23 protein-coding genes and 1 riboswitch are annotated in these 21,787 nt (G+C 69.0%); of the genes, 9 read left to right on the top strand and 14 right to left on the bottom strand.

What is annotated here, in order from left to right; genetic code table 11:
- The first annotated feature begins 37 nt into the window (after positions 1 to 37).
- From G4H71_RS02840 to G4H71_RS02830, 3 genes are all read left to right on the top strand, one after another.
- The gene (locus G4H71_RS02840; protein WP_072736888.1) at positions 38 to 1,660 is read left to right on the top strand and encodes an FAD-dependent oxidoreductase; all 1,623 of its coding nucleotides are present in this window, start codon (positions 38 to 40) and stop codon (positions 1,658 to 1,660) included.
- A complete protein-coding gene (locus tag G4H71_RS02835; protein ID WP_072736889.1) occupies positions 1,657 to 2,010 on the top strand; it encodes a 4Fe-4S dicluster domain-containing protein in 354 nt (117 codons plus the stop codon). The genes G4H71_RS02840 and G4H71_RS02835 overlap by 4 nt, the downstream gene beginning before the upstream one ends.
- Before the next feature lie 143 nt (positions 2,011 to 2,153).
- Complete coding sequence (locus G4H71_RS02830) at positions 2,154 to 2,834, top strand: hypothetical protein (RefSeq protein ID WP_072736890.1); 681 nt, start codon at positions 2,154 to 2,156, stop codon at positions 2,832 to 2,834.
- Positions 2,835 to 2,875: 41 nt separating this feature from the next.
- Here the strand turns inward: G4H71_RS02830 and G4H71_RS02825 are convergent, their stop codons facing one another.
- The 10 genes from G4H71_RS02825 to G4H71_RS02780 form a co-directional block, all read right to left on the bottom strand.
- The gene (locus tag G4H71_RS02825) at positions 2,876 to 3,334 is read right to left on the bottom strand and encodes a 6,7-dimethyl-8-ribityllumazine synthase (protein WP_072736891.1); all 459 of its coding nucleotides are present in this window, start codon (positions 3,332 to 3,334) and stop codon (positions 2,876 to 2,878) included.
- A gap of 63 nt (positions 3,335 to 3,397) precedes the next feature.
- The gene (locus G4H71_RS02820; RefSeq protein ID WP_246442611.1) at positions 3,398 to 4,777 is read right to left on the bottom strand and encodes a T3SS (YopN, CesT) and YbjN peptide-binding chaperone 1; all 1,380 of its coding nucleotides are present in this window, start codon (positions 4,775 to 4,777) and stop codon (positions 3,398 to 3,400) included.
- A gap of 47 nt (positions 4,778 to 4,824) precedes the next feature.
- Positions 4,825 to 5,556 carry an ESX secretion-associated protein EspG gene (locus tag G4H71_RS02815; protein WP_072736892.1) on the bottom strand — a complete coding sequence of 244 codons (732 nt, stop codon included), beginning with the start codon at positions 5,554 to 5,556 and terminating at the stop codon, positions 4,825 to 4,827.
- Between the two features lie 3 nt (positions 5,557 to 5,559).
- Positions 5,560 to 6,480 (bottom strand): PPE domain-containing protein, encoded by a 921-nt coding sequence (locus G4H71_RS02810; RefSeq protein ID WP_139183290.1) that lies wholly within the window; start codon positions 6,478 to 6,480, stop codon positions 5,560 to 5,562.
- 100 nt (positions 6,481 to 6,580) lie between these two features.
- Positions 6,581 to 7,201 carry a hypothetical protein gene (locus G4H71_RS02805; RefSeq protein ID WP_072736894.1) on the bottom strand — a complete coding sequence of 207 codons (621 nt, stop codon included), beginning with the start codon at positions 7,199 to 7,201 and terminating at the stop codon, positions 6,581 to 6,583.
- 108 nt (positions 7,202 to 7,309) lie between these two features.
- On the bottom strand, positions 7,310 to 8,398 hold the full coding sequence (locus tag G4H71_RS02800; RefSeq protein WP_072736895.1) for an alpha/beta hydrolase: 1,089 nt from the start codon (positions 8,396 to 8,398) through the stop codon (positions 7,310 to 7,312).
- Positions 8,399 to 8,613: 215 nt separating this feature from the next.
- Positions 8,614 to 9,432, bottom strand: coding sequence for an ABC transporter ATP-binding protein (locus G4H71_RS02795; protein ID WP_072736896.1), 819 nt, complete (start codon positions 9,430 to 9,432; stop codon positions 8,614 to 8,616).
- A complete protein-coding gene (locus tag G4H71_RS02790; protein WP_083343169.1) occupies positions 9,425 to 10,261 on the bottom strand; it encodes an ABC transporter permease in 837 nt (278 codons plus the stop codon). Before G4H71_RS02790 ends, G4H71_RS02795 begins: the two co-directional genes overlap by 8 nt.
- Entirely contained in the window at positions 10,245 to 11,276 is a 1,032-nt protein-coding gene (locus G4H71_RS02785; protein ID WP_072736989.1) for an ABC transporter substrate-binding protein, read from the bottom strand. Before G4H71_RS02785 ends, G4H71_RS02790 begins: the two co-directional genes overlap by 17 nt.
- On the bottom strand, positions 11,273 to 12,019 hold the full coding sequence (locus G4H71_RS02780; protein ID WP_083343184.1) for a TenA family protein: 747 nt from the start codon (positions 12,017 to 12,019) through the stop codon (positions 11,273 to 11,275). Before G4H71_RS02780 ends, G4H71_RS02785 begins: the two co-directional genes overlap by 4 nt.
- Positions 12,013 to 12,108, bottom strand: a riboswitch (TPP riboswitch). It overlaps the preceding gene by 7 nt.
- Before the next feature lie 64 nt (positions 12,109 to 12,172).
- Between G4H71_RS02780 and G4H71_RS02775 the strand changes: the two genes are divergently transcribed.
- Both G4H71_RS02775 and G4H71_RS02770 read left to right on the top strand, forming a co-directional pair.
- Positions 12,173 to 13,729, top strand: a complete 1,557-nt coding sequence (locus G4H71_RS02775) for a carboxylesterase/lipase family protein (RefSeq protein ID WP_246442613.1) — start codon at positions 12,173 to 12,175, stop codon at positions 13,727 to 13,729.
- Positions 13,730 to 14,001: 272 nt separating this feature from the next.
- Positions 14,002 to 14,328, top strand: coding sequence for a hypothetical protein (locus G4H71_RS02770; protein ID WP_072736898.1), 327 nt, complete (start codon positions 14,002 to 14,004; stop codon positions 14,326 to 14,328).
- A gap of 38 nt (positions 14,329 to 14,366) precedes the next feature.
- On the opposite strand, the gene G4H71_RS02765 is transcribed toward G4H71_RS02770, so the two are convergent.
- The 3 genes from G4H71_RS02765 to G4H71_RS02755 form a co-directional block, all read right to left on the bottom strand.
- Complete coding sequence (locus G4H71_RS02765; protein WP_072736899.1) at positions 14,367 to 15,053, bottom strand: Type 1 glutamine amidotransferase-like domain-containing protein; 687 nt, start codon at positions 15,051 to 15,053, stop codon at positions 14,367 to 14,369.
- Positions 15,054 to 15,056: 3 nt separating this feature from the next.
- The gene (locus G4H71_RS02760; RefSeq protein ID WP_072736990.1) at positions 15,057 to 15,893 is read right to left on the bottom strand and encodes a maleylpyruvate isomerase family mycothiol-dependent enzyme; all 837 of its coding nucleotides are present in this window, start codon (positions 15,891 to 15,893) and stop codon (positions 15,057 to 15,059) included.
- Between the two features lie 172 nt (positions 15,894 to 16,065).
- Entirely contained in the window at positions 16,066 to 16,461 is a 396-nt protein-coding gene (locus G4H71_RS02755) for a DUF488 domain-containing protein (RefSeq protein ID WP_072736900.1), read from the bottom strand.
- 246 nt (positions 16,462 to 16,707) lie between these two features.
- Between G4H71_RS02755 and G4H71_RS02750 the strand changes: the two genes are divergently transcribed.
- The 3 genes from G4H71_RS02750 to G4H71_RS02740 are packed head-to-tail and all read left to right on the top strand — an operon-like array spanning position 16,708 to position 19,577.
- Positions 16,708 to 17,820: an NAD(P) transhydrogenase subunit alpha gene (locus tag G4H71_RS02750; RefSeq protein WP_072736901.1), complete on the top strand. Its 1,113-nt coding sequence runs from the start codon at positions 16,708 to 16,710 to the stop codon at positions 17,818 to 17,820.
- Positions 17,821 to 18,147: an NAD(P) transhydrogenase subunit alpha part 2 gene (locus G4H71_RS02745; protein WP_072736902.1), complete on the top strand. Its 327-nt coding sequence runs from the start codon at positions 17,821 to 17,823 to the stop codon at positions 18,145 to 18,147.
- Positions 18,147 to 19,577, top strand: a complete 1,431-nt coding sequence (locus G4H71_RS02740) for an NAD(P)(+) transhydrogenase (Re/Si-specific) subunit beta (protein ID WP_072736903.1) — start codon at positions 18,147 to 18,149, stop codon at positions 19,575 to 19,577. The genes G4H71_RS02745 and G4H71_RS02740 overlap by 1 nt, the downstream gene beginning before the upstream one ends.
- A 115-nt stretch (positions 19,578 to 19,692) precedes the next feature.
- On the opposite strand, the gene G4H71_RS02735 is transcribed toward G4H71_RS02740, so the two are convergent.
- Positions 19,693 to 20,334 (bottom strand): hypothetical protein, encoded by a 642-nt coding sequence (locus G4H71_RS02735; RefSeq protein WP_072736904.1) that lies wholly within the window; start codon positions 20,332 to 20,334, stop codon positions 19,693 to 19,695.
- A 420-nt stretch (positions 20,335 to 20,754) separates the two neighbouring features.
- Here G4H71_RS02735 and G4H71_RS02730 point away from each other — a divergent pair, with 420 nt between their 5' ends.
- Positions 20,755 to 21,783: a phosphotransferase family protein gene (locus G4H71_RS02730; RefSeq protein WP_072736991.1), complete on the top strand. Its 1,029-nt coding sequence runs from the start codon at positions 20,755 to 20,757 to the stop codon at positions 21,781 to 21,783.
- The last annotated feature ends 4 nt before the right edge of the window (positions 21,784 to 21,787 follow it).

Here is a 21,787-nt window from a genome sequence, read left to right as displayed (position 1 = left end):
GAGCGAACCGTATGTTCCCCTGCCGACAGGAGCCCCCATGTCCGACCCGTTGGAACTGGACACCGACGTCCTCGTGATCGGTGGAGGCCCGGCGGGAACGTGGGCTGCGCTGCGGGCTCGTCGGCAGGGCGCGGAGGTCGTCCTCGTCGACAAGGGGTACTGCGGGACCAGCGGCGCCACGGCGCCGGCAGGTACCGGCGTCTGGTACGTGGCCCCGGACCCGGCACTCCGGGCAAAGGCCAAGGCGGGACGCGAGGCGCTCGGCGGGTTCCTCGCCGACCACCACTGGATGGATCGCGTTCTCGAGCAGACCTGGGAGAACATGAACCTCCTGGGGACCGAGGGGCGCTACCCGTTCCCGATCGACCCGGAGACCGGGCTTCCGGTCCGTACCGGCGTTCAGGGGCCCGAGTACATGCGTCGCATGCGCGCGTGGATCCGGCGCGCCGGTGTCCGTATCCTCGATCACTCTCCCGCGCTGGAACTGCTCGTCGACGAGGACGGGGTGGTGCGCGGAGCCGCGGGCCACCAGCGGCAGGAGGACCGCGACTACACGATCACCGCGGGAGCCGTCGTGCTCGCCAGCGGTGGTTGTGCATTCCTGTCCCGCGCGCTCGGAACCAACGTCGACACCGGGGACGGCGCACTGATGGCAGCCGAGGTCGGTGCACGCTTCTCCGGGATGGAGTTCTCCAACGCCTACGGGATCGTCCCCGCGGGATCGACGATCACCAAGACGGCCTACTACTCGTATGCGACGTTCTTCCACGCGGACGGACGGGTCCTGGAAGGCGCCGGGTCCACGGCAGGAAGGTCCGTCATCGCACGCACCCTGCTCACCGAGCCCGTGTACGCGCAACTCGATCGCGCCGACTCCGACGTACAGGCGAAGATGCGCCTCGGCCAGCCCAACTTCTTCCTCCAGTTCGACCGCCGTGGCATCGATCCGTTCACCGACCGTTTCGAGGTCGACCTGCTCGCCGAGGGCACCGTGCGAGGCACCGGAGGGATCGACGTCCTCGGCGACGACTGCTCGACCACCGTTCCCGGCTTGTACGCGGCGGGGGACGCGGCCACCCGGGAACGGATCTGCGGTGGATTCACCGGCGGCGGTAGCCACAACGCGGCGTGGGCGATGTCGTCCGGGACCTGGGCCGGCGAGGGTGCGGCGCGGTTCGCCCGCGATCAGCGCCACACCGTCGCCGCACCCGAGGTACGACGTACGGGTACCGTCGGCCTCCGGCCCACGAGTCGCCCCGTTCTCGATGCCGCAGCGGTGGTCGCCGCGGCGCAGGCCGAACTGATCCCGTACGAGAAGAATTATCTGCGCGACGGCGCTCGCCTCCGGCCCGCCCTCGGCGAGCTCGAGAACCTGTGGACCGCCCTGGCCTCCGGTCTCGGTGGCAGCAGCGGAGACGAGCGGATCCGGGCGCGGCAGGCCGCCGCGATCACCGCCGTCGGCAGGTGGATGTATCACTCCACACTCGCACGTACGGAGACGCGGGGGATGAGCAAGCGCGCGGACTACCCGGACCAGGACCCCGGACAGCATCGGCACGTGTTGACCGGCGGCCTCGGCACCGTCTGGACCGGCACCCGCGAGGCCACCTCCACGCCCGCGAGTTCGGCACCGGCACCGGCACTGCGAGCGGCCTCGTGATCGAACTCCTCCTGGCGGAGCCCTGCATCGAGTGCGACAAGTGTGTCGACGTCTGCCCGACCAACGTGCTCGATCGCACCACGTCGGGTGTCCCGGTGATCGCGCGGCAATCCGACTGCCAGACCTGCTTCATGTGTGAGGCGTACTGCCCCGCCGACGCCATCTACGTGGCTCCGGATGTGGCGCCGGTCGGTGACGCGGCGCTGCCGCTGCCTCTCCTCGGCAGCTACCGGGAGCGGATCGGATGGGGTGGCGGTCGCGCACCGGGTGCGCTCGTCGCCGTCGGGCCGGAGCTGCCCAAGGGCTCGCCGCCACCGCGTCTTCCCGGCACGGGCACCCGGACCGACTGACCGGGTCCCGGGCTGCGCCTGCCGCCACCTGCATGTCCGCTACCGTGTGTACCGTTGTGTGCAGGGAGTTTCCACAGCGGACGCTCACCGGGGTCCCGTGATCGCGGGGCTGGGCGGACAACGAAGGGTGGGCACGAGGAACCATGCGCATTCGCACCATTGTCGAGGCCGAAACCACTGCGGCCGAACGGATGCGCGAGTGGGGGTACTCGGACGCCACACCGTTGTTCGGCGGAGCGGGTGGGGGCATCGACGTGTACTCGTCGGGTGCGTACGCCGTCGTCTGTTGGCGCGGTAAATCTGCGACCGCGCACGACGTCGAGCGCCTCTACGGTGCGCGGGGCCTCGGCCGGCGCGATCTGCTGTTCTTCTCGGGCAGGGGCTACGACGACGACGCGTACTCCTACGCCGATTCGGTCGGTATCGCGCTGTTCGAGATCGACGCTTCCGGTACCGCGGAACCGGCCAACGATCAGGCCCGCGCCGTCGTCGAAGCGGCACGCTCGAGGGCTGCCGCCGATACGGCGCCGGCCGATGCTCCACCGGACCCCGCCGAATCGCGGTCGCTCCTCCGTCGACTGGAACCCGCTGCACGGGTGGCCCGTTCGATACTGCGTCCGGTGGTGGCTCCGCTCGCCGCCGTGGGCCGGGCGCACTGGCGGATACTCTCGGCGGTGTTCTTCACCGTGCTCCTGGTGATCGCACCCTTCGGGAGCGACATGGTGGCGTTACGGGTGTTCGCCACCCTCGTCGCCGTGGTCGGCGCGCCCGTGTGCTGGTTTCTGGCCTACCAGTATCGGCAGACCCGCGCCCGACGTCGCTGACCCCGGGGTGTCTCCGACGCCTTCGCCGCCGCCGGCTCCGCTCAGTGGGGCAGTTCGTGCAGGGCGGTCAGCGTTGCGTCGCACGCACGTGCGGCCTCGGCGCCCTTCTTCACGAAGTGCTCCGTGAAGTACCGGATGTGCTCGTCGTGCTCATGGAAGTGATGCGGCGTGAGGACCACCGAGAAGACGGGGATGTCGGTGTCGAGTTGGACCCGCATGAGCCCGTCGATGACGGCACCGGCCACGAACTCGTGCCGGTAGATGCCCCCGTCCACGACCAGCCCGGCCGCGACGATGCCGTCGTAGCGGCCGGTGGCGGCCAACCGCCGTGCATGCAACGGGATTTCGAATGCGCCGGGGACCTCGAAGAAGTCCAGCGAATCACGGCTGTATCCGAGCGAGAGCATCTCGTCCGTGAATCCGTTCCGCGCCTGGTCGACGATGTTCCGGTGCCAGGTTGCCTGGACGAAGGCGACCCGCCGCTTCTCGACTGAACTCATGCACTCAACCTAGTCGATGGGCACCGTGGATTCCTCCCCGGTCGCGAGATCGCGGCCGGGGAATCACGGTGACGGGTCGTCGAACAGCGTCGGCTCGCCCGGGCTGCTGAACAGGCCCGGCTGTTCGCCGCGAGGGAGTTCCCCGGAAGTGTCCGGTCGGGGTGCCACCAGGCGCAGTGCAGTACGCAGATTCGAGACCACGTTCTCCCAGGCGTCGCCGAGGCTGTCGATGGCTTCCGCCTCGAACTCGTCTCCCCGGGCACTGGCCTCGCTGGCGTCTCGACGGTGCTGGGCGACCCACTCGTTGCCGATCTGCAGCACCTGCAGGATGCGGTCCCGGTCGCCGCCGCAGATGGCCGCGACCGCAGCGCCGTCCAGCGCGCCGGAGCAGCCCGGATCCACACGGAACAACTCGGTGAGTTCGTCCGGGAGATCGGTGGCGCGCAGTCGGGATCGTCCCGGCGCCTCCCGGGCGTCTTCGTGCAGGAAGTAGGGCGTGCCGCCGAGCCGGTGCGCGAGCGAGGCATCGACCGTCTCGAGGAAGGTGGAGAACATCTCCACGGCATCCGTGAGGTGGCGCGGGACGAACGGATTTCCGGACACCACGAGCAGTGCGGTGAGGCGGTCGTCGAGCAGGAGGAACTTGATCCGTGACCAGCGGCGGTTGAGGTCGGCGGTGACCTCGGCGGCCCGTGTCCGGTCGCTGATGGTGTGGACCAGTGGGGCGAACACCTGGATGTCGACGGTGCCGGCGAGCGGTCCGACGAACATGATCGCGGAGCCGACCCGGATCGGGACGTCGCCGTCCGAATCGCGTTCGGGGAGCAGGCCCAGAGCGGGAATCAGGGTGCGGGTGACGAGATCGTGGAGGTGGTCGTGGTCGAGGGGCTCGACGGCCAGCGACGGGTCGAGAGAGGGCAGGACCTCCGCCTCCCGGACCACGAAGGTGCTGCCGCGCCCTTCGCTGCGGAGGAACGACGGGTGTGTCACGCCCCAGACGTCGCGGAAGGCGGAGACTGCCATCGCGGCGAGGTGGGCCGACCACGAGCGGTGGTGGTCCACATGGAACGCAGGTGATCCGTTGACCACGGACTCGCGGGGAGCATCCTCCCCCGGGGAAGGGGTCGGCGGATTCCAGCCCAGGTCGAGCAGTTTTCGCTCATCGGAGCGGGACAGCGCGCGGGTACGGTCCAGGAAGGCGTTGGACGGAACCTCGCAGCGCACGATGTTGCCGTCCCAGACCAGGAACTGCACGCACGGCAGGACTCCCGGGGCCTGTGGTTCGGTGTCGAAGCCGGTTTCGAGGAGCAGAACGTCGTTGTCGAGCATCGCGGCGACGTGGTCGGCCAGCCGACGTTGGAACGACGCCCAGGCGAACGCGACGCTGCGATCGAGGTCGAACTCGGGCATTTCCGGCATATCGGAGCTGTGGTCGTTGTTCATCGCACCCCCTTCGTAGAAACCGTATCGTCGTCGGCCGACAGAATGTGTCAGCGTGCCTGCCCCGCGGGTACCTCGCCGACGACCGCGGTGATCCCGGCGAGCAGGTCCCAGGCCGTGCCGGGCCGGACCGTGACCGTCGATTCCCCGAACACCAGGTAGCGGCCGTCGCCCACGATGTCCCGCCACGCCGCCCCACCGACGCGGCGGCCGGACAGACGGGAGCCCCGCACCACCGTGACCACCCCCTGGCCGAAGTCCGGACGGTTCACGACGGCCTCGAACTCGCGGCGGACGTGGGCATCGTCCTGCGCACCGCGGGTGGCTCCGGCGGGAGACGACCCGCGACGGGGGACCGCCACCGGTCGCGCACCGCCCGCGTCGACGTCGGGGATCTGGGAGACCAGCTGCCGGACGAGGTCGTACGGTTCGCACCCGCGCAACACCACGGGTCCCGAGCGCCCGTCGACATCGGGTTGCTGCACGGCGACGACACCGTGGCCTCGGCTCATCGCTCCGAGCATCCGGATCGGCACCCGGTCCGGTCCGTACCGTCCGGCGACTTCGATCCGAAGTTCGGGTTCGGCGAGGATCAACAGGGCAGCCTCGAGCAGATCGTGCGCGGGACCGCCGAATCGCTCGCGGTCCACGCGGCGGCACGTCTCGTACTCGGCGGCCGTCAGGGCGTCGCTGACCACCCGGACCGGGTAGGGCAGACGATCCTGCCCGGTGCCGTGCCAGAGAGCGGCGAACTGATCGGCGGTCAGGCCCCAGTGACCCACCTGCTACTCCCCGATCACCGGGGGAGCCACCCGCGGAAGCTCACCGACCAGGGGGCTGTCCGCATCGATGGTTTCGAGCACCGAGTCGGGATCGTCGGCGAGTGCGTCCTCGGTGTCGGAGAACAGCAGCTGGTCCACTGCCTGATCCGCCGACTGTTCGGTGGCCTCCGCGCGGTGTGCTGCGACGACGCGCCCCGCGTACTGGGCCATTCCGCCGCCGAGCGCCCCGGCGATCGCGCCGGTCGCGAGTGCGGAGCCGTACGCATCCGCCGAGCGGGGGGCCGGGGCCGGGGCATCGGCGGGCGCCGAGAGGACGGCACCGGACTCGGGGGAGGCCTGGGACACGGACGGAACCGCGTGAATCCCGTTGGGGCCGACGTCGAAGCCGGCGGATCGGGTCGACGTGTCCGGCACCGACGCCGGCGCGGCGAAATCCGGCGTGCTCTGTGCCGCCGCAGTGAGCGCAGGGCCGAAGACCGATTCCATGGTGGAGCGGGCGGCCTGTTCCGCGGCAGCCGCCTCCTCCGGACGTGACCAGTTCCAGGGCAGCACCGAGGTCCAGTCGTCGGGTACCGGTACCGGATCCCCGACCGACGCCCGGGCGGACTCCGCGGCGCTCGCGACCCCGGACACGGCGGTGGACATCGTGGCGAAGCCGGTGCTCGCATCGAGCGAGTCGCTGACGTGCCTGGACACCGCGGATCTCACGGAATCGGCAGCCGGGCCGCTCCATCCGCCCGCACCCGCGGAGTCGACCGATGCGGCGAATGCCGCCATCGCGGCGTCGTACCGGGAGCCGAGAGTGCGCCACACCGTGGCGATCCGCTCGGCCTCGACCGGATCGACCGCACGGAGCGCATCCGTGATCGACGCATGATCCCAACGGGACGCTCGGAAATTCTCGGTGTCGAATGCTCCGGCCACCACTGCCTCCATCCACGGACGTCGCGAGCCCGGAATGGATCCCCCCAATCCGGCAACGCACACACCATACCGGCGGCCCCGGGTGTGGGAGTGACGGGCCTCAGCGGGGCCGAGTGGTGATCGGGGGCATCGTGACGACGGGCCGAGTGGTCGTGGTCGTCGTGACCGCAGGGGGCTGGGGCGGGCGTTCGGCGGCGACCGGAGGTGCCGTGGCCACGGGGGGCGCAGGGGCGGCGGAAGGTACAGGGGCGGCGGGAGGTACAGGGTCGGCGGGAGGTGCGGGTGCGACGGGCGCCTGGGCGACGGGTGGCTCGGCAGGTGGCGACGGCGGGATCGTCACGGTGGTGGGAGCGACGGGCTCCACGGTCGCCTGCTCCACTGCCGGGGGCTCGGGGGCCGGGGGCTCGGCGGGACCGGGAGGAGGTTCGGGTGTCGGCAACTCGGCGGCGACCGCGTCCACGGCGGCAAAGGTCGGTTGTGGACGCGGAGCGGTCACGTCCGCGACCCGCCACGTCGGCGAGGGTGGGACGACGACCGCGCGGGTGACGGGTTCGGCGGTGTAGGAGTCCCCCTGCTGGAGATCGGCGGTTGCCAGCGGCGGCGGTGGGACGTAGACGTCGTCGCGACCGAACACGCCGCCGCCGGCACCGACGGCGAGGCCCGAGGTGACGAAGAGGCTCGCAAGTGTCAGCGCGCCGATCATGACCGTCTTGTCTTTCATGGCTACCCGTCGTCGTCCGAAGGTCGAGGCTGCCGTCCGGGACGGCGCTGCGGCCACCGATCCGGCCGGTGGGGGAACCAGCTCGGTCGGCGTCGTGGTGGATCCACCTTAGAGGGTCGATGCCCGCGGTGCCCGGCGACCTCGCCGCGACCGAGACGACGGACTGTCGACCTGCGAGGATGCGGTGTCCGCCCCGTCGGCGGACTTCGTCGCGGAACGAACGAAGCGGCCGACCTCCCGGATGGCACCCGTGCCCTCGGGCACGAGTCCGGCTGCGGCCTGGAAGACGTGTACCTGGCGCTCCCAGACCTGGAGGCGGCAGTGCACCCCGGCCTCGGCCAGGCGCTGCGCCATGAGTTCGGCGTCGGCGTAGATCATCTCCTCGGACCCGGTCTGGATCAGCGTCGGAGGCAGACCGGTGAGAACCCCGTCCACCGGTGACGCGGACGGGTCGCCGCCGAGTCGGGTGTCGACCCGGGCGATGACGTCGGTGAGTGCGCCGACCGCGCGCCGGGGGAACACGGCGCATCGGTCCGCGTTGGCATGTGCGAGCTTTCCCGCGGGGTCGAGGTCGGTCAGGGGCGAGAGCGCCGCGGTTCCCGCGGGCCGCGGCAGGCCGCGGGCGACCGCCTCCATCGCCACCATGAACGTGAGGAAGCCCCCTGCCGAATCGCCCATCATGACGATCCGTTCGGCCGGGTAGCCGTGGTCGAGGAGCCAGCGGTAGCCGTCGATCCCGTCGTCGACGGCCGCGCGGATGGGGTTGCGCGGGATCATCCGGTAGCCCACGTTGAGGATGCGCGCTCCCGAGGCCGCGGCGATGCGGGAGACCATCTGCCGGTGCGAGCGGACTCCGCAACAGATGAACGCGCCGCCGTGCAGGTAGAGGATGGCGCGCTCGGGGGCCGTTGCCTCGGGGTTCTTGCCGAGCGACGGAGGGGTGATCAACTCCGCCCCGACCTGCGGGAGGCGGACGGTCTCGCGTCGGGTACCGCGAACGGGCGCCAGGGAGGTTCCGAGGTAGTCCACCAGCCCGGCGGGCCAGGGGAGTTGAGGATGCCGGGCCCAGGCCTCCAGGAACGGCTTGACCGTGTGACGCAGGGATTCCGCGAGAATCCGGGACTGGAAGCTGACCCCGTCGACCTCCTCGCGAACGAGCGGCGCGGATTCGGGGCGCAGGAGTGGAGCGGTGGTCATCGCAGCTTCCCTTCGTCCGCGCGCTCCGTTGCGCGCACCCGGCGGGTCTTCTCGAATCAACACACCGATCGGCCGGCGTATTTCGTACATCGGTCCGTCGGATCCGGACGCTACCGCCCGTCCTTCGATGGGAACCCCGCTGTGACTCGATAGAGACTTGGCGACGAGATCCGCCCAGCTCGGCGACCTTCGGGTTACCGATTCGAGATCGGCCGTCAGAGGGAAGCGGCGCGTGCGCGGCGCGATTCGTCGTGCAACACCGCGAGCAGTTCGCCTTCGAGGCGCACGAACTCCGACGAGGTCGTCACCGACAGTTCACGAGGCCGAGGCAGATCCACCACCATCTCGCAGCGCACGGACGCCGGCCGCGCGGACAAGACGATCACGCGATCCGACAGGTACAGCGCCTCCCGGATGTCGTGGGTGATCATCAGGGCGGTCCAGCGGTACTTCTGCCACACCTCGAGCAGCCACGTCTGCATGTCCGTGCGGGTGAGTGAATCGAGGGCGCCGAAGGGCTCGTCCAGCAGCAGGATCGGGCGATCCTGCACCACCGTGCGCAGCAGCGCTGCCCGCTGGCGCATCCCGCCGGACAGCTGTGACGGACGCGCATCCTCGAATCCGGAGAGACCGAAGGCGGGGAACAGCTCCCGCGCCCGCTCGCGTGCCTGCCTTCTCGACACACCCTGGACCTCGAGGCCCAGCGTGGTGTTGTCGAGAACCGTCCGCCACGGAAACAGCAGGTCCTTCTGTGGCATGTACGCGCAGGACGAACGGCCGTCGGCGGGTTCACCACCGATCGTCACCGCCCCGGAATCCGCGGATTCGAGGCCGGCGAGGGTATTGAAGACGGTGCTCTTCCCACAGCCGCTGGGCCCGATCACCGAGACGAATTCTCCTGCCCGCGCGGCGAAGGAGACTCCGTCCAGCACCCTGCGCGTGCCGAACGACTTGCGCAGAGCCGTGACCTCGACGGGCAGTGCGCCAGGACGTGCGGCAGTCACGGGACCGGGGTGTGTTCCGGTGTCAGTCATTGCGATACCTCTGTTCCCGAACCCACGGCGTGACGAGGCGTTCGACGGCGAAGGTGGCCAGGTACAGCGTCACCGACACGACTGCCGTGACCACCACAGCCGCCAGCACCAGGTCGGTACGGAAGGAGTTCTTCTGCGTGGCCATGTAGATGCCGAGTCCCGAAGTGGCGCCGACGTACTCGGCGAACACCGCCCCGACGACCGCGTAGGTGATGCCGATGCGCAGCGACGTGAAGAACCGCGGCATTGCCGACGGCAAGCGGACGTACCGGAACTCCTGCCATCGCGACGCGCCCATGCTGCGCAGCAGGGCACCCGCTTCCCGTGGGGCGGAGGCGAACCCCTCGATCAGGCCGACCGTCATCGGGAAGAACGTCACGAGCGCGATCACCAGGATCTTCGGCAGGAGACCGAAGCCGAACCAGATGATCATCAGTGGGGCGATCGCGATGATCGGGAGTGTCTGGGACACCACGAACAGTGGGACGAACGCCCGGCGCAGCCACGGAGAGAAGTCGACCGCGATCGCCAGGAGCCAGGCGCAGACGAGCGAGACGGCGAAGCCCGCCACCGTCACCTGCAGTGTCGCCGCGGCGTGTCCGGCGATCACCTCACGCGCCTGCCACCCCTGACGGACGACGCGGAGGGGTGAAGGAAGAACCTGGGGGCGGATGCCGCTCACCGTCACGTAGAGCTGCCAGACTCCGAGCAGCACGGCGACGACCACCGTCGCGGGCAGGACCCGCCGGATCAGCCCGACCGCCGCCGAGCCGGTCTCCCGCTCGGCGGCGCGGCCGGAATCCGGCGTCGTGTCAGTGGAGGTACTCATCGGTGAAGTACGTCGACCAATCCGGTTCCTCGGTCAGCGCGTTGCCGTCCGGGCCGGTCAGCAGGCCGGAGTCGTAGAGGAACTTCGAGAAGCCGCGCCACTGCTCCAGCGTCTGACCGCCCACCGCGCCGTTCGCGTCTCGCATGTACCTCTCGGCGAGCATCCGCTGACTCTCCCGGACGAGTTCCTCGTCGGGGAACGCGCCGGGCGCGGAATCGACGAGGATCTGCGCCGCCTCGTCCGGGTGGTCCGCCGCGTACTCGTAGCCACGTTGTAGTGCCTGGACGAAAGACCTTGCCCGGTCGGGGTTCTCGTCCAGCCAGTCGCGGTTCGCGTCGATCAGAATCGCATAGGATTCGGGGAACCCGTAGTCGGTGTACTCGAAGTAGCGCATCGGGGTGCCTCGATGCTCGGCTTCGATTCCCTCCCAGGCGAAGAACGACACGGTGAAGTCGGCCGTTCCGGAGTACACCGCCTCGTACGCGGAGGTACCCAGGGTCACCGTCTCGAACTCGCCGGCACCACCGTCGTTGCGGATCACCTGGCGGAGCACCGCTTCGCCGTCCGGATTCCCGAATCCGGCGTACGTCGTGCCGTCGAGTTCGCTCGGCCGCGTGACGTCCGAGTCGGCGCGTACCCCGATCGCCGTCGCCCACCGCTGCAGCGGCGCGAGCACGGAGACGGTGTTCGCCCCTGCCGCCTTGGCGAAGGTCGACGATCCGTGGAAGCTGACGCCGAATTCGGCGTTGCCGGAATCGACGAGCGTGTCCGGGGCGGTGTCGTTGTACGGCAGGATCTCCACGTCGATCCCGGCATCCGCGAAGTAGCCCTCGGCGATGGCCACGTAGAGGCCGGTGTGGTTCGTGTTCGGGGTCCAGTCCAGGGCGAAGCGGACGGTGTTTTCCGAGCCGGACGCGGCGCAACCGGTGACGGCGGTCAGTGCCGCCGAGACGAGTGCGATCAACGCCACGAGACGCCGCCGGTGTCGCGCCGTGACGGCGCCTGCCCCGCTCATGCCGGCCACGGCTGCGGGTGCAGGGCGGTGTCCCAGAAGAGGAACTCGTACCGACTCGCCGTCGTGAACGCCGCGGTCATCGCGGCTCTCTCGGCGTCGGTGGCAACTGCGGCGGCGTCGTCCACCAGCGACCTGGCGGTCGAGACCGCGTCGTGGAACGCGGGGTCGTCGTAGGTCGTCACCCAGCGCGCGTAGGGGTGTCGCGGGTCGCGGGCGAGTACCTGCTCCGCCTCGGCCGCGAGCCGACGGCCGACGTCGGCGTAGATCCAGAAGCACGGCAGCACCGCGGCGGCCGCGACGGCGTACGACTCGGTGGCGGCCGTGGCGATCAGGTACGAGACGTACCCGAGGCAGGCCCGAGAATGCTCCGGCTCCGTTGCGGCGGGCGGGAGCGCGTCGCTCCCGAGCAGATCCTGGTGCAGCGAGGCCTCCACCGAGGTCGCGCTCGCTGCGGCCCCGGCCCAGAACCCGGACGCGACAGGATCGGGAGATGTGGCGGCGACCAGTGCCAGGGCCTTCGCATAGCCGGTCAGGTAGAGCAGATCCTGCTCCATGTAGGTGCGGAAGACGTCGAGCGGCAGCGTGCCGTCGCCCAGTCGGCGCAGGAACTCCATGTCGTCGATCGACGCACGGAGAGCGGCGGTCTCCCGCCACAGGTGGTCGGTGAATCGTTCGGTGTTGTCGATGTGCCCCGCACCGGAGGAGGATCCTCCGGCCACGGCGGCACCAGTCGGCGCAGTCATCGCCTTGACATCCCTTCGTCAGCATTACCTGAGCAGGTTCCCGGGTGTGATCTCAGCCCCGCCCGTGCGGAGCACCCCGTGTCAGAACACGCCGACGATAACACCGCCGGGTTGGTACGTTGGCGACAGGCTCGCTGCGTGAGGAGGCCGGACGTGGGAGAGACGACGGAAACGGTGTCCCTCGTGGTGCACACGACACGGGGTGCGGTGCGTGGCCGAGTCGACGGCGACACCTATGCTTGGAAGGGCATTCCGTACGCCGCGCCGCCGGTGGGCCCCCGGCGGTTCCGGGCACCGCAGCCACGGGAGCCGTGGGACGGGGTGCGTGAGTGCGGCGCCTTCGGGCCCATCGCTCCGCAGGGGCACAACTCCGGGGTCCCCATCGATCCCGAACTGCAGACGGACGAGGACTGCCTGTCCCTGAACGTGTGGGCGCCCCCTTCCGCGGCGGGTGGACTCGAGCCGGTGATGGTGTGGATTCACGGCGGTGCGTACTGCCTCGGCTCGTCGGCGCAGGCGATCTACGACGGGCGCCATCTCGTCGAGACCGGTGACGTCGTGCTCGTGACGATGAACTATCGCGTCGGTGCGCTCGGCTTCCTCGACCTCTCGTCCTTCTCGACCGAGGAGCGCACGTTCGACGCCAACTGTGGCTTGCGCGATCAGGTGGCGGCGCTCGAGTGGGTGCGCGAGAACATCGCTGCCTTCGGTGGAGATCCGGACGCGGTGACCCTGTTCGGAGAATCGTCCGGTGCGGGATCGATCACCACGTTGATGACCTGCCCGTCGGCGGCCGGGCTCTTCCACCGGGCGATCGCCCAGAGCCCGCCCGCCACCTCGGTGTACGGCGCGGAGCGGGCAGCGACCGTGGCCGGCCGGTTCCTGGACATCCTGCACTTGACTCCCGACGAGATCGCGACGGTCCGTGAGCTGCCGGTGGAGGAGATCGTCGCCGCCAGCGACACGCTGGTCGACGAGGTGCCCACCCGCATCCCCGGCACGCTGGCCATGGCTCCCGTCGTCGATCGTGAGTTCCTCCCGCGGTATCCGGTCGCGGCTTTCCAGAAGGGGTATTCGCACCGGATTCCGCTGATCATCGGGACGAACAAGGACGAGGCGTCGATCTTCAAGTTCATGAAGTCACCGCTGCTTCCGGTGACGAGCGATTCGGTGCAGGCGATGCTCGAGGCGCTCGCCGCCGATCATCCGGAACTCCCGCACGAGCGCCTGGCCGAGATCATCGCCGCATACCCGGACCGGGAGAAGTCGAGCGGTGCGCTCGCGGTGTCGCGGGATGCGGCGTTCCGGATGCCGGCGCTGTGGGTGGCCGACGCGCACAGCCGCCACTCACCGACCTGGATGTATCGCTTCGACCACGCGACGCCGGTGCTGCGTGCGGCCCGGATCGGTGCCGGGCACGCGACGGAGCTGCCGTACGTCTTCGGCAACTTCGGCACTCTCGACGTCGACCCCACGTTCTGGTTGGGCGGGCGCAAGTCGGCCCTCGACGTGGCCGGTCGTATCCAGCGCCGATGGCTGGCGTTCGCACATCACGCGGTGCCGGCCGCGTTGGACGGCTCCCGGCACTGGCTCCGCTACGACGACGAGTCTCGCTCGACCCTGCTGATCGACCGTGTCGATTCGGTCGTCTCCGACCCGGATCACGACCTGCGCGTGGCGTGGGGCGACGAGGTGATGGGCTTCAACTGACGTCGCACCCGGCGCGAGGGCGGGTCTCGGCGTTGTGAGTTGTCTCGAGCATTGTGAAATGCCTTGAAACAACTATCTCTCGAGCCCCACAAGTCACTCTGTTACCAGATCGTATCGGCTAGGTGCTGCAATTTCGATCATGCCGGGTTAGCGTCATACATCGTCAGGCAGCGGTGAGGTGTTACGGACCCATTCGAGGTTTCTCAGAATGTGGAATCGGCACCATTCTCGGCCCCGGTGCCTGCGGCGACAACCACGGAAGGACCCGCACGATGAACGCTTCCTCGACGCAACACAGCGCGTATCTGTCCGCCATCTTCTCCTACGAATTCCTCGACGGTGGCCCCGCCTACGACGCCATCGAGCGGATCCACAGCGGCGATTTCGGCGACTGGGTGGAAGTGCTCGAGGGAACCGGGTTGCTCACCCGGACGGAGATCGACGTGCTCGAGGCCGAGTGGCGGCGTGCCCCGCGACTTCTGCTGGATCTGCTGCTCGCCGAGGCCGACGAGGTCACCGCCCGTCGATGCGAGGTCACCTGGGCCGCCCTGGACCGGGTCGCTCCCATCCCGGCCGGTCCCGTCGCCGTTTTCGGCTAGCCACGATCTGCGGCCGGGCGGGCCGTGCCGCGCTCCGGTCAGGGCGAGTCGATTCCCCCGACGACGCGTCGCGTCCCGTCCTCGACGATCACCACCTGGTCGTCGGTGAGCGTCAGGTAGGGGACGGCCGCCTTCGTCAGGGACCTGGCGGTGGCGCGAACACTGTCGGCGTCCTCCAGGTTCACCGTGAGTTCCTGCCTCGTACCCGACGATCGTGGTGCGTGCGGAACGATCGCGACATCGATCCACCCGAGTCCGTCCCAGCGCGGTGTCATCGCGCAGGCAGCACGCACTTCCGAGGGATCGTCCGCGCTCTCGAGTCCGCGCAGCGTCGGTCCCGCGACGCAGGCGCCCGCACTGTAGCCCGCATACGCGAGCCGGCCCTCGCCGAGCAGGTCCGTGAGCACCACATCCGCTGCGCTCCTGGCCAACTGCGCCCGGAGCACGAAGGTGTTCCCGCCGCGGACCCAGACTCCGTCACAGTCGGCGAGCCGATTCGCCACCCCTCCCGGATCCGCCGCGTACTCGCGCAGGTCCAGCTCCTCGGCGGCGTACCCGAGCCGGGTGAGGGGAACGAGATCACTGGTCACCGCGGACCGACGAGCAGCTTCCGGCCAGGCGTCGGTTGCCGCGGCGATCACCGCGATCCTGGCAGGTGCCGGGAGGAACTCGGTGAACGTGGCGGGAGCCGGGCCGAATCGATACGAAGCGAGGAACAGCCGCACGAGTCAGATGGTGAAGGCGAGGTTGTCGACGACCTGCTTGCCGAGCCGGACGTCGCCGGTCACCTCGATCTCGTCGGAATGGTCGACACCCCGTACCCGGCCTCCCGCCAGACGGATGAACAACCCCCGGCCCAGCCGCAGAGTGGTCGTCGCCGGTGCAGGCAGTTCCTCGACCACGGACGCTCGCTCGTCCACGGCCACGTGAACGGTGCGCGGAGCAGGTCCGGTCAACTCGAACGTCACCGAGGATCCAGCGGGCGCCTTCGCCCTCTTTCCCACCACGAAACCCAGCGCGCCGAGGACTTCCTCGAAGGCGACGGCTGCGCGAGGCCCGTCCTCGGTGCCCGGGCGGCCGAGCGCATCACGCAGATCCAGTTCGTGCATCCAGCAGTCGAACACTCTTATCCGCATGAACCGCAGGTACGGTGCGGGCCCCACCGGGGTGGCCGTGGTTGCCGAGAGCTCCTCGTCGGACATCGCGTCGAGTGCGGTCCGGCGGCGCTCGACGACGTCGCGGAACAGGTCGACCATCTCTGTGCCGGGTCGGCCACGCAGCCCCTCCACCCAGCGTTCGTTGAAGGCGCCGATCTCGTTGCGTACGTGGGGGAGGGCATGCACGTCGATGTCCGTGTGCGGTGCCGCCACCCCGGCGAGCATCGACTCCGTGCCGATCAGGTGTGCGGTGATGTCGTGCACCGTCCAGCCGGGCAGTGCGGTCGGTGTGAACCAGGCGTCCCCGGACACTCCTGCCAGGAATTCGGTGAGCACACTCCACTGTTCGTAGAGGGCGGGGAGCACGATTTCTCGTTCGGCGGTGACTCCGCGATCGTTCGGACTCATCAGCTGCATCCTTCGGGTGGAGGGGCCGTGGCTGCCCACCCTAGCCGTACCGGCACTCGGGTGTGCGCCACGTCATATTCCCGGGCGAGTTCGAGCGTGGCGTCGAGCTGCGGTGGGCCGCATCGGATTTCCGGGTTCCCGTGGATCGGCAGGTCAGTACGTCGGTGCGTGGTCAATGCTCCCTCAGGTACTCGGCCAGAACCTCGGCATTGCTGTGCTCGACGTCGCGGGTCGCGGTGAGCAGCACGAGTGGCCGCCCGTCGGCGAGTGTGCGGATCCGGTCGGTGGCGGCGCGGGCCTCCGCCGAGCCGAGTTCGGCGCGATAACGCTCCCGGAATTCGCTGTAGAGAGCGACGTCGTGGGAGTACCAGTGTCTGAGTGGGGTGGACGGTGCCAGATCCTTGGCCCATTCGTCGAAATGGAAGGCATCCTTGCGGAGCCCGCGGGGCCACAGTCGATCCACGAAGACCCGGAAGCCCTCGCCGGTGTCCACGGGATGGTCGTAGACCCGTTCGACAACCACCTCGCCGGCGTCGGGCGGGAGGGCGTCACTGCGATCCGTACTCATGCGAAACCTCCGTCCACCCGTCTTTTCGAGGTCCGACGGGCGCTGTGAGGGGACTCACACGCCTGGCCGTCACGCTGTGAGTTCGAGGTCTTCTTTCTCGATTCACCCCTCGTAGCGGCCGCACGAGTGTTCCCTCCGTCACGATCGGTCTGGTTATCATCATCCATTCATCCGAGGGGGAGTGTGCTGATTCCCGCTCATCCGCTGGGTTCCAGCGGCATCCGAACTACTCGAGAAAGTCGATACATGGAGACAACCGAGAGCGCGGCGGTACCGCGTCCGGTGGTCGGCGTGGTCCGCGAGACGGACGACGGCGAACGCCGGGTTGCGCTGGTCCCGAAGGTCGCCGGTTCGCTGATCGGCAAGGGTTTCGACGTCGTCGTCGAAGCAGGAGCTGGTGAGGCGGCGCTGATTCCGGATTCGGCGTACGAGAAGGAAGGTGCGTCGATCGGGGACGCGTGGGCGGCCGACATCGTGGTCAAGGTGGCGCCGCCGTCGGACGCCGAGGTCACACGCCTGCGATCGGGACAGAGCTACATCGGATTCCTGGCGCCACGCAACGAGACCAACCAGGTCGGCGCACTGGCGTCGGCGGGAGTACAGGCGTTCGCGGTGGAGGCGATTCCGCGGATCTCGCGCGCCCAGTCGATGGACGCCCTGTCGTCCCAGGCCAACGTGGCCGGCTACAAGGCCGTTCTGCTCGCGGCGATGGAATCGACCCGGTTCTTCCCGATGCTCACCACGGCCGCGGGCACGGTCAAGCCGGCGACGGTCCTGGTACTGGGTGTCGGCGTCGCCGGATTGCAGGCACTGGCGACCGCGAAGCGGCTCGGCGGTCGCACCACCGGGTACGACGTGCGTCCGGAGGTCGCCGACCAGGTTCGGTCGGTGGGAGCGCAGTGGCTGGATCTCGGTATCGACGCGGCCGGTGAGGGCGGGTACGCCCGCGAGCTCACCGACGACGAGAAGGTACGGCAGCAGCAGGCGCTCGAGGACGCGATCACGGGCTTCGACGTGGTCATCACGACCGCGCTGGTGCCCGGACGCCGGGCACCGATTCTCGTCACCGCCGCGGCGGTCGAGGGGATGAAGCCGGGCAGCGTGGTCGTCGATCTGGCCGGCGAGACCGGCGGCAACTGCGAGCTCACCGACCCGGGCCGCACGATCGTCACCCACGACGTGACGATCGCGTCCCCGTTGAACCTGCCGGCGACGATGCCCGAGCACTCGTCCGAGCTGTACTCGAAGAACATCGCCGCCCTGCTCGAACTGATGGTGGTCGACGGCCGGTTCGCACCGGATTTCTCGGACGAGGTGCTCGCCGCCTCGTGCGTCACTCGTGAGGAGGTGCAGTCCTAGATGTACACCGAACTGCTGTCGAACATCGCGATCCTGGTCCTGTCCGGGTTCGTCGGTTTCGCGGTCATCTCGAAGGTGCCGAACACGCTGCACACTCCACTGATGTCGGGCACCAACGCGATCCACGGGATCGTCGTCCTCGGTGCCCTGGTGGTGCTCGGCAAGGTGCACGACCCGAGTTGGGGTCTGCAGGTGGTCCTGTTCGTCGCGCTGGTGTTCGGCACCATCAACACCGTCGGTGGATTCGTGGTCACCGACCGGATGCTGGCGATGTTCAAGGCGAAGCCCGCGGCTCCCGCGGCATCGGAGAAGAGTGGTGATCGGTGATGGAATACGTGGTCAACGGTCTCTACATTCTCGCGTTCTCGCTGTTCATCTACGGACTGATGGGCCTGACCGGCCCGAAGACCGCCGTGCGCGGCAACCAGATCGCTGCGGTCGGCATGTTCATCGCGGTGGCCGCGACCCTGATCTCGATCCGTGATGCCGATGCCTGGAACTGGGTCGTCATCGTCGTCGGATTGGCCGTGGGTATCGCTCTCGGCGTGCCCCCGGCACTACGGACGAAGATGACGGCGATGCCACAGCTGGTGGCGCTGTTCAACGGTGTCGGTGGTGGCACCGTCGCGCTGATCGCGTACGCCGAGTTCCTCGACTCGTCCGGGTTCACCAATTTCCACGGGCAGGAGCCGACCGCGCACATCGTCGTCGCATCGCTGTTCGCGGCGATCATCGGTTCGATCTCCTTCTGGGGATCGGTGATCGCCTTCCTCAAGCTGCAGGAGACCCTGCCGGGCCGGCCCATCGGATTCGGCAAGGCCCAGCAGCCGATCAACGGCGTGCTGCTCGTCGGTGCGGTCGCGCTGTCGGTGATCATCGGCATCAAGGCGATCTCGCCGGAGGCGGCCACGAGTCAGTGGTGGATCGTCGGTGTGCTGGTCCTCGCCGGCGTCCTCGGACTGATGGTGGTGCTGCCGATCGGTGGCGCCGACATGCCCGTCGTCATCTCGTTGCTCAACGCGTTGACGGGTCTGTCCGCCGCAGCGGCCGGTCTGGCGCTGGACAACCAGGCGATGATCGTGGCCGGCATGATCGTCGGCGCGTCCGGTTCGATCCTGACCAACCTCATGGCGAAGGCCATGAACCGGTCCATCCCGGCGATCGTGGCCGGCGGATTCGGTGGCGACGGCGGGACGACCGGCGGTAGCGCGAGCGACGAGGGACGCACCGTCAAGGCCACCTCAGCCGCCGACGCCGCGATCCAGATGGCGTACGCGAACCAGGTCATCGTCGTCCCGGGCTACGGCCTGGCCGTCGCGCAGGCTCAGCACGCGGTCAAGGACATGGCCAAGCTGCTCGAGGACAAGGGCGTTGCGGTCAAGTACGCGATCCACCCGGTCGCGGGCCGCATGCCCGGGCACATGAACGTCCTGCTCGCCGAGGCCGACGTCGAGTACGACGCGATGAAGGAGATGGACGACATCAACGACGAGTTCGCCCGGACCGACGTCACCCTGGTGATCGGCGCGAACGACGTCACGAACCCGGCTGCGCGCGAGGACTCGTCGTCCCCGATCTACGGGATGCCGATCCTCAACGTCGACCAGTCGAAGTCCACGATCGTGCTCAAGCGGGGAATGAACTCCGGGTTCGCAGGGATCGAGAACCCGCTCTTCTTCGCACAGAACACGTCGATGCTCTTCGGCGATGCGAAGAAGATGGTGGGAGAGGTCACCGAGGAGCTCAAGGCGCTCTGATCCCGGGGGCTCCCCACTGCCCCTGTTCCCACTGCCCCTGTTCCGAATGGGTGAAGGTGGCCTTCGACCGGTCTGTCCGGTCGAAGGCCACCTTCACCCGTATGTGGGGGTGGGATCAGAAGGGGAGGCTCTGGCTGTGGCTGTGGCTGCGGGAGAGGGCGATTGCGGCGGTGTCGGGCCGCAGGCTCTCGCGTTCCGCGGCCACGGGGGAGAACTGCATGAGCGCCGACGCCACGGTCCACCAGAACACGCTCACCGCGATCGCGGCGAGTGCGCCGGCAGGGGAGGTGGTCTCCACTGTCACCGCGGCCGCCGTGACTGCCACGACAGCGACGAAACCGAGTCCGGCGAGCACCGGGCGGAACCGGGGAGCGCAGACGAGCAGGGCGGACCCGTAGAGGGCCGTCACCGCGACGACGTGACCGTTCGGAAGCAATGCGGCGGGGGCGTCGGGCACCCAGTTGCGGGCGAGTGCGGCCGTGAGGTTGGCGCCGACCGACACGATCAGCACGGCGGCCACGCCGTACGGCAGACGTCGGATCATCGCGACGACCGACAGTGCGACGGTCGCGGCGAGGACGGTAGTGAGATCGACCAGTTCGACGAGAGGTTCGGCGAGGGTGCGCAACTCCGCGGGGACGGCCAGCGGGGACGCCGCAGGCCGCAGAATATAGAGCACGACGAGCCCGCAGGCAATGGTCGCGGCAGCAGCGAGTCGGCCCGCGGCGGTGCGGGCGCGTTCGGTCGAATCGATCACGCCCCCAGGATGCCAGCCGTTTCCGGGCGTAATATCCACGCACTGTGTGAGATTCGTCAACTTTTCCTCGACGTGTCCGATTCCTCCGGATTCGCTCGCCCTCCGGAAGGGGGCTGGGGGTTCAGGGAGAGTTCAGGGGTTCAGGGAGAGTTCAGGGGGTTCGGGGGAGGGTTCAGGGCGAGGGGGTCGGCGGCAGTGGGGCTCCGGCTGATTGCCGCATGTTCGCGGCGCCGCCGCCGGGGCGACGGCGGCTGTGGCGACGGCGGGTCCGGGATTCGGGAAGCCGTTCACTGCGAGTACGCCGACGATCCCGGCCCGGGCGCGGCGCGGCAGGCACTCGACGTCCCGCTCGCACATCACACTCCCCGACGAACACGATCGACCCCGGCGCCGTCACACACTCGGGTTACAGTCGTGCGCGTGAATGCAGTAGGGCTGAACGAGGAAGCTGTCTCCGCGTGGATCGCGGGTCTGGGTGTCGGGGCGATCGCACCACTGACGTTCGAGAGGATCGGCAACGGTCAGTCGAACCTCACGTACGCCGTCAACGACGCCGGTGGCGGGCGGTGGGTGCTGCGACGCCCGCCGCTGGGCACGCTGTTGTCCTCCGCGCACGACGTCGTCCGTGAGCATCGGATCCTCTCGTCGCTGCAGGGCTCCAAGGTTCCGGTTCCGAAGATTCTCGGCCTCACCGAGGATCCGGAGATCACCGATGCGCCGCTCGTGCTGATGAGTTACGTGGCGGGCGTGGTCCTCGACGGGGTGCCGGCCGCGGAGAAACTCACACCCGAGCAGCGGGGCGCCGTCGGCCTTGCGCTGCCGAGGACGTTGGGGCGCATCCACGGCGTCGACCTCGAGGACACCGGATTGACCGATCTCGCCAGCCACAAGCCGTACGCGGAGCGGCAGTTGCGTCGTTGGTCGGCTCAGTGGGAGAAGTCCAGGACTCGTGACGTGCCTGCCGTCGAGGAACTCGCGGCGGTGCTGAGCCGGAACATTCCCGAGCAGTCCGAGGTGGCCCTGGTGCACGGCGACTTCCACCTCAACAACGTGATCGTGGACCCGGACGAGGGCGAGGTCCTCTCCGTCGTGGATTGGGAACTGTGCACGCTCGGTGAGCCGCTCGCGGACCTGGGGGCGTTGCTCGCGTACTGGCCCGAAGCCGGCGACGGCGTGGCAGGGCCGTTCATGGCGTCCACGCTCGAGGGTTTTCCGAGCCGGGCCGAACTGGTCGAGGCGTACGCCGAGCGCACCGGTCGGGACGTCGCGAATGTGGGCTACTGGCACGTGCTGGCGCTGTGGAAGCTCGCGATCATCGCCGAGGGCGTGCTCCGGCGGATTCTCGACGATCCGCGCAACACCGCGAAGGACGGCGGGCCGACGGCGACGCTCGTCGACGGCATCATCGACCGCGCCGTGCGTACCGCGGCGGACGAGGGCCTCGCCTGAATCG

This window comes from Rhodococcus triatomae (assembly GCF_014217785.1).
In the GTDB taxonomy this organism is placed as follows: Bacteria; Actinomycetota; Actinomycetes; order Mycobacteriales; family Mycobacteriaceae; genus Rhodococcus_F; species Rhodococcus_F triatomae.
Note: the sequence above shows the minus strand (reverse complement) of the source record. Positions and strands in the feature narration are given on the sequence as shown.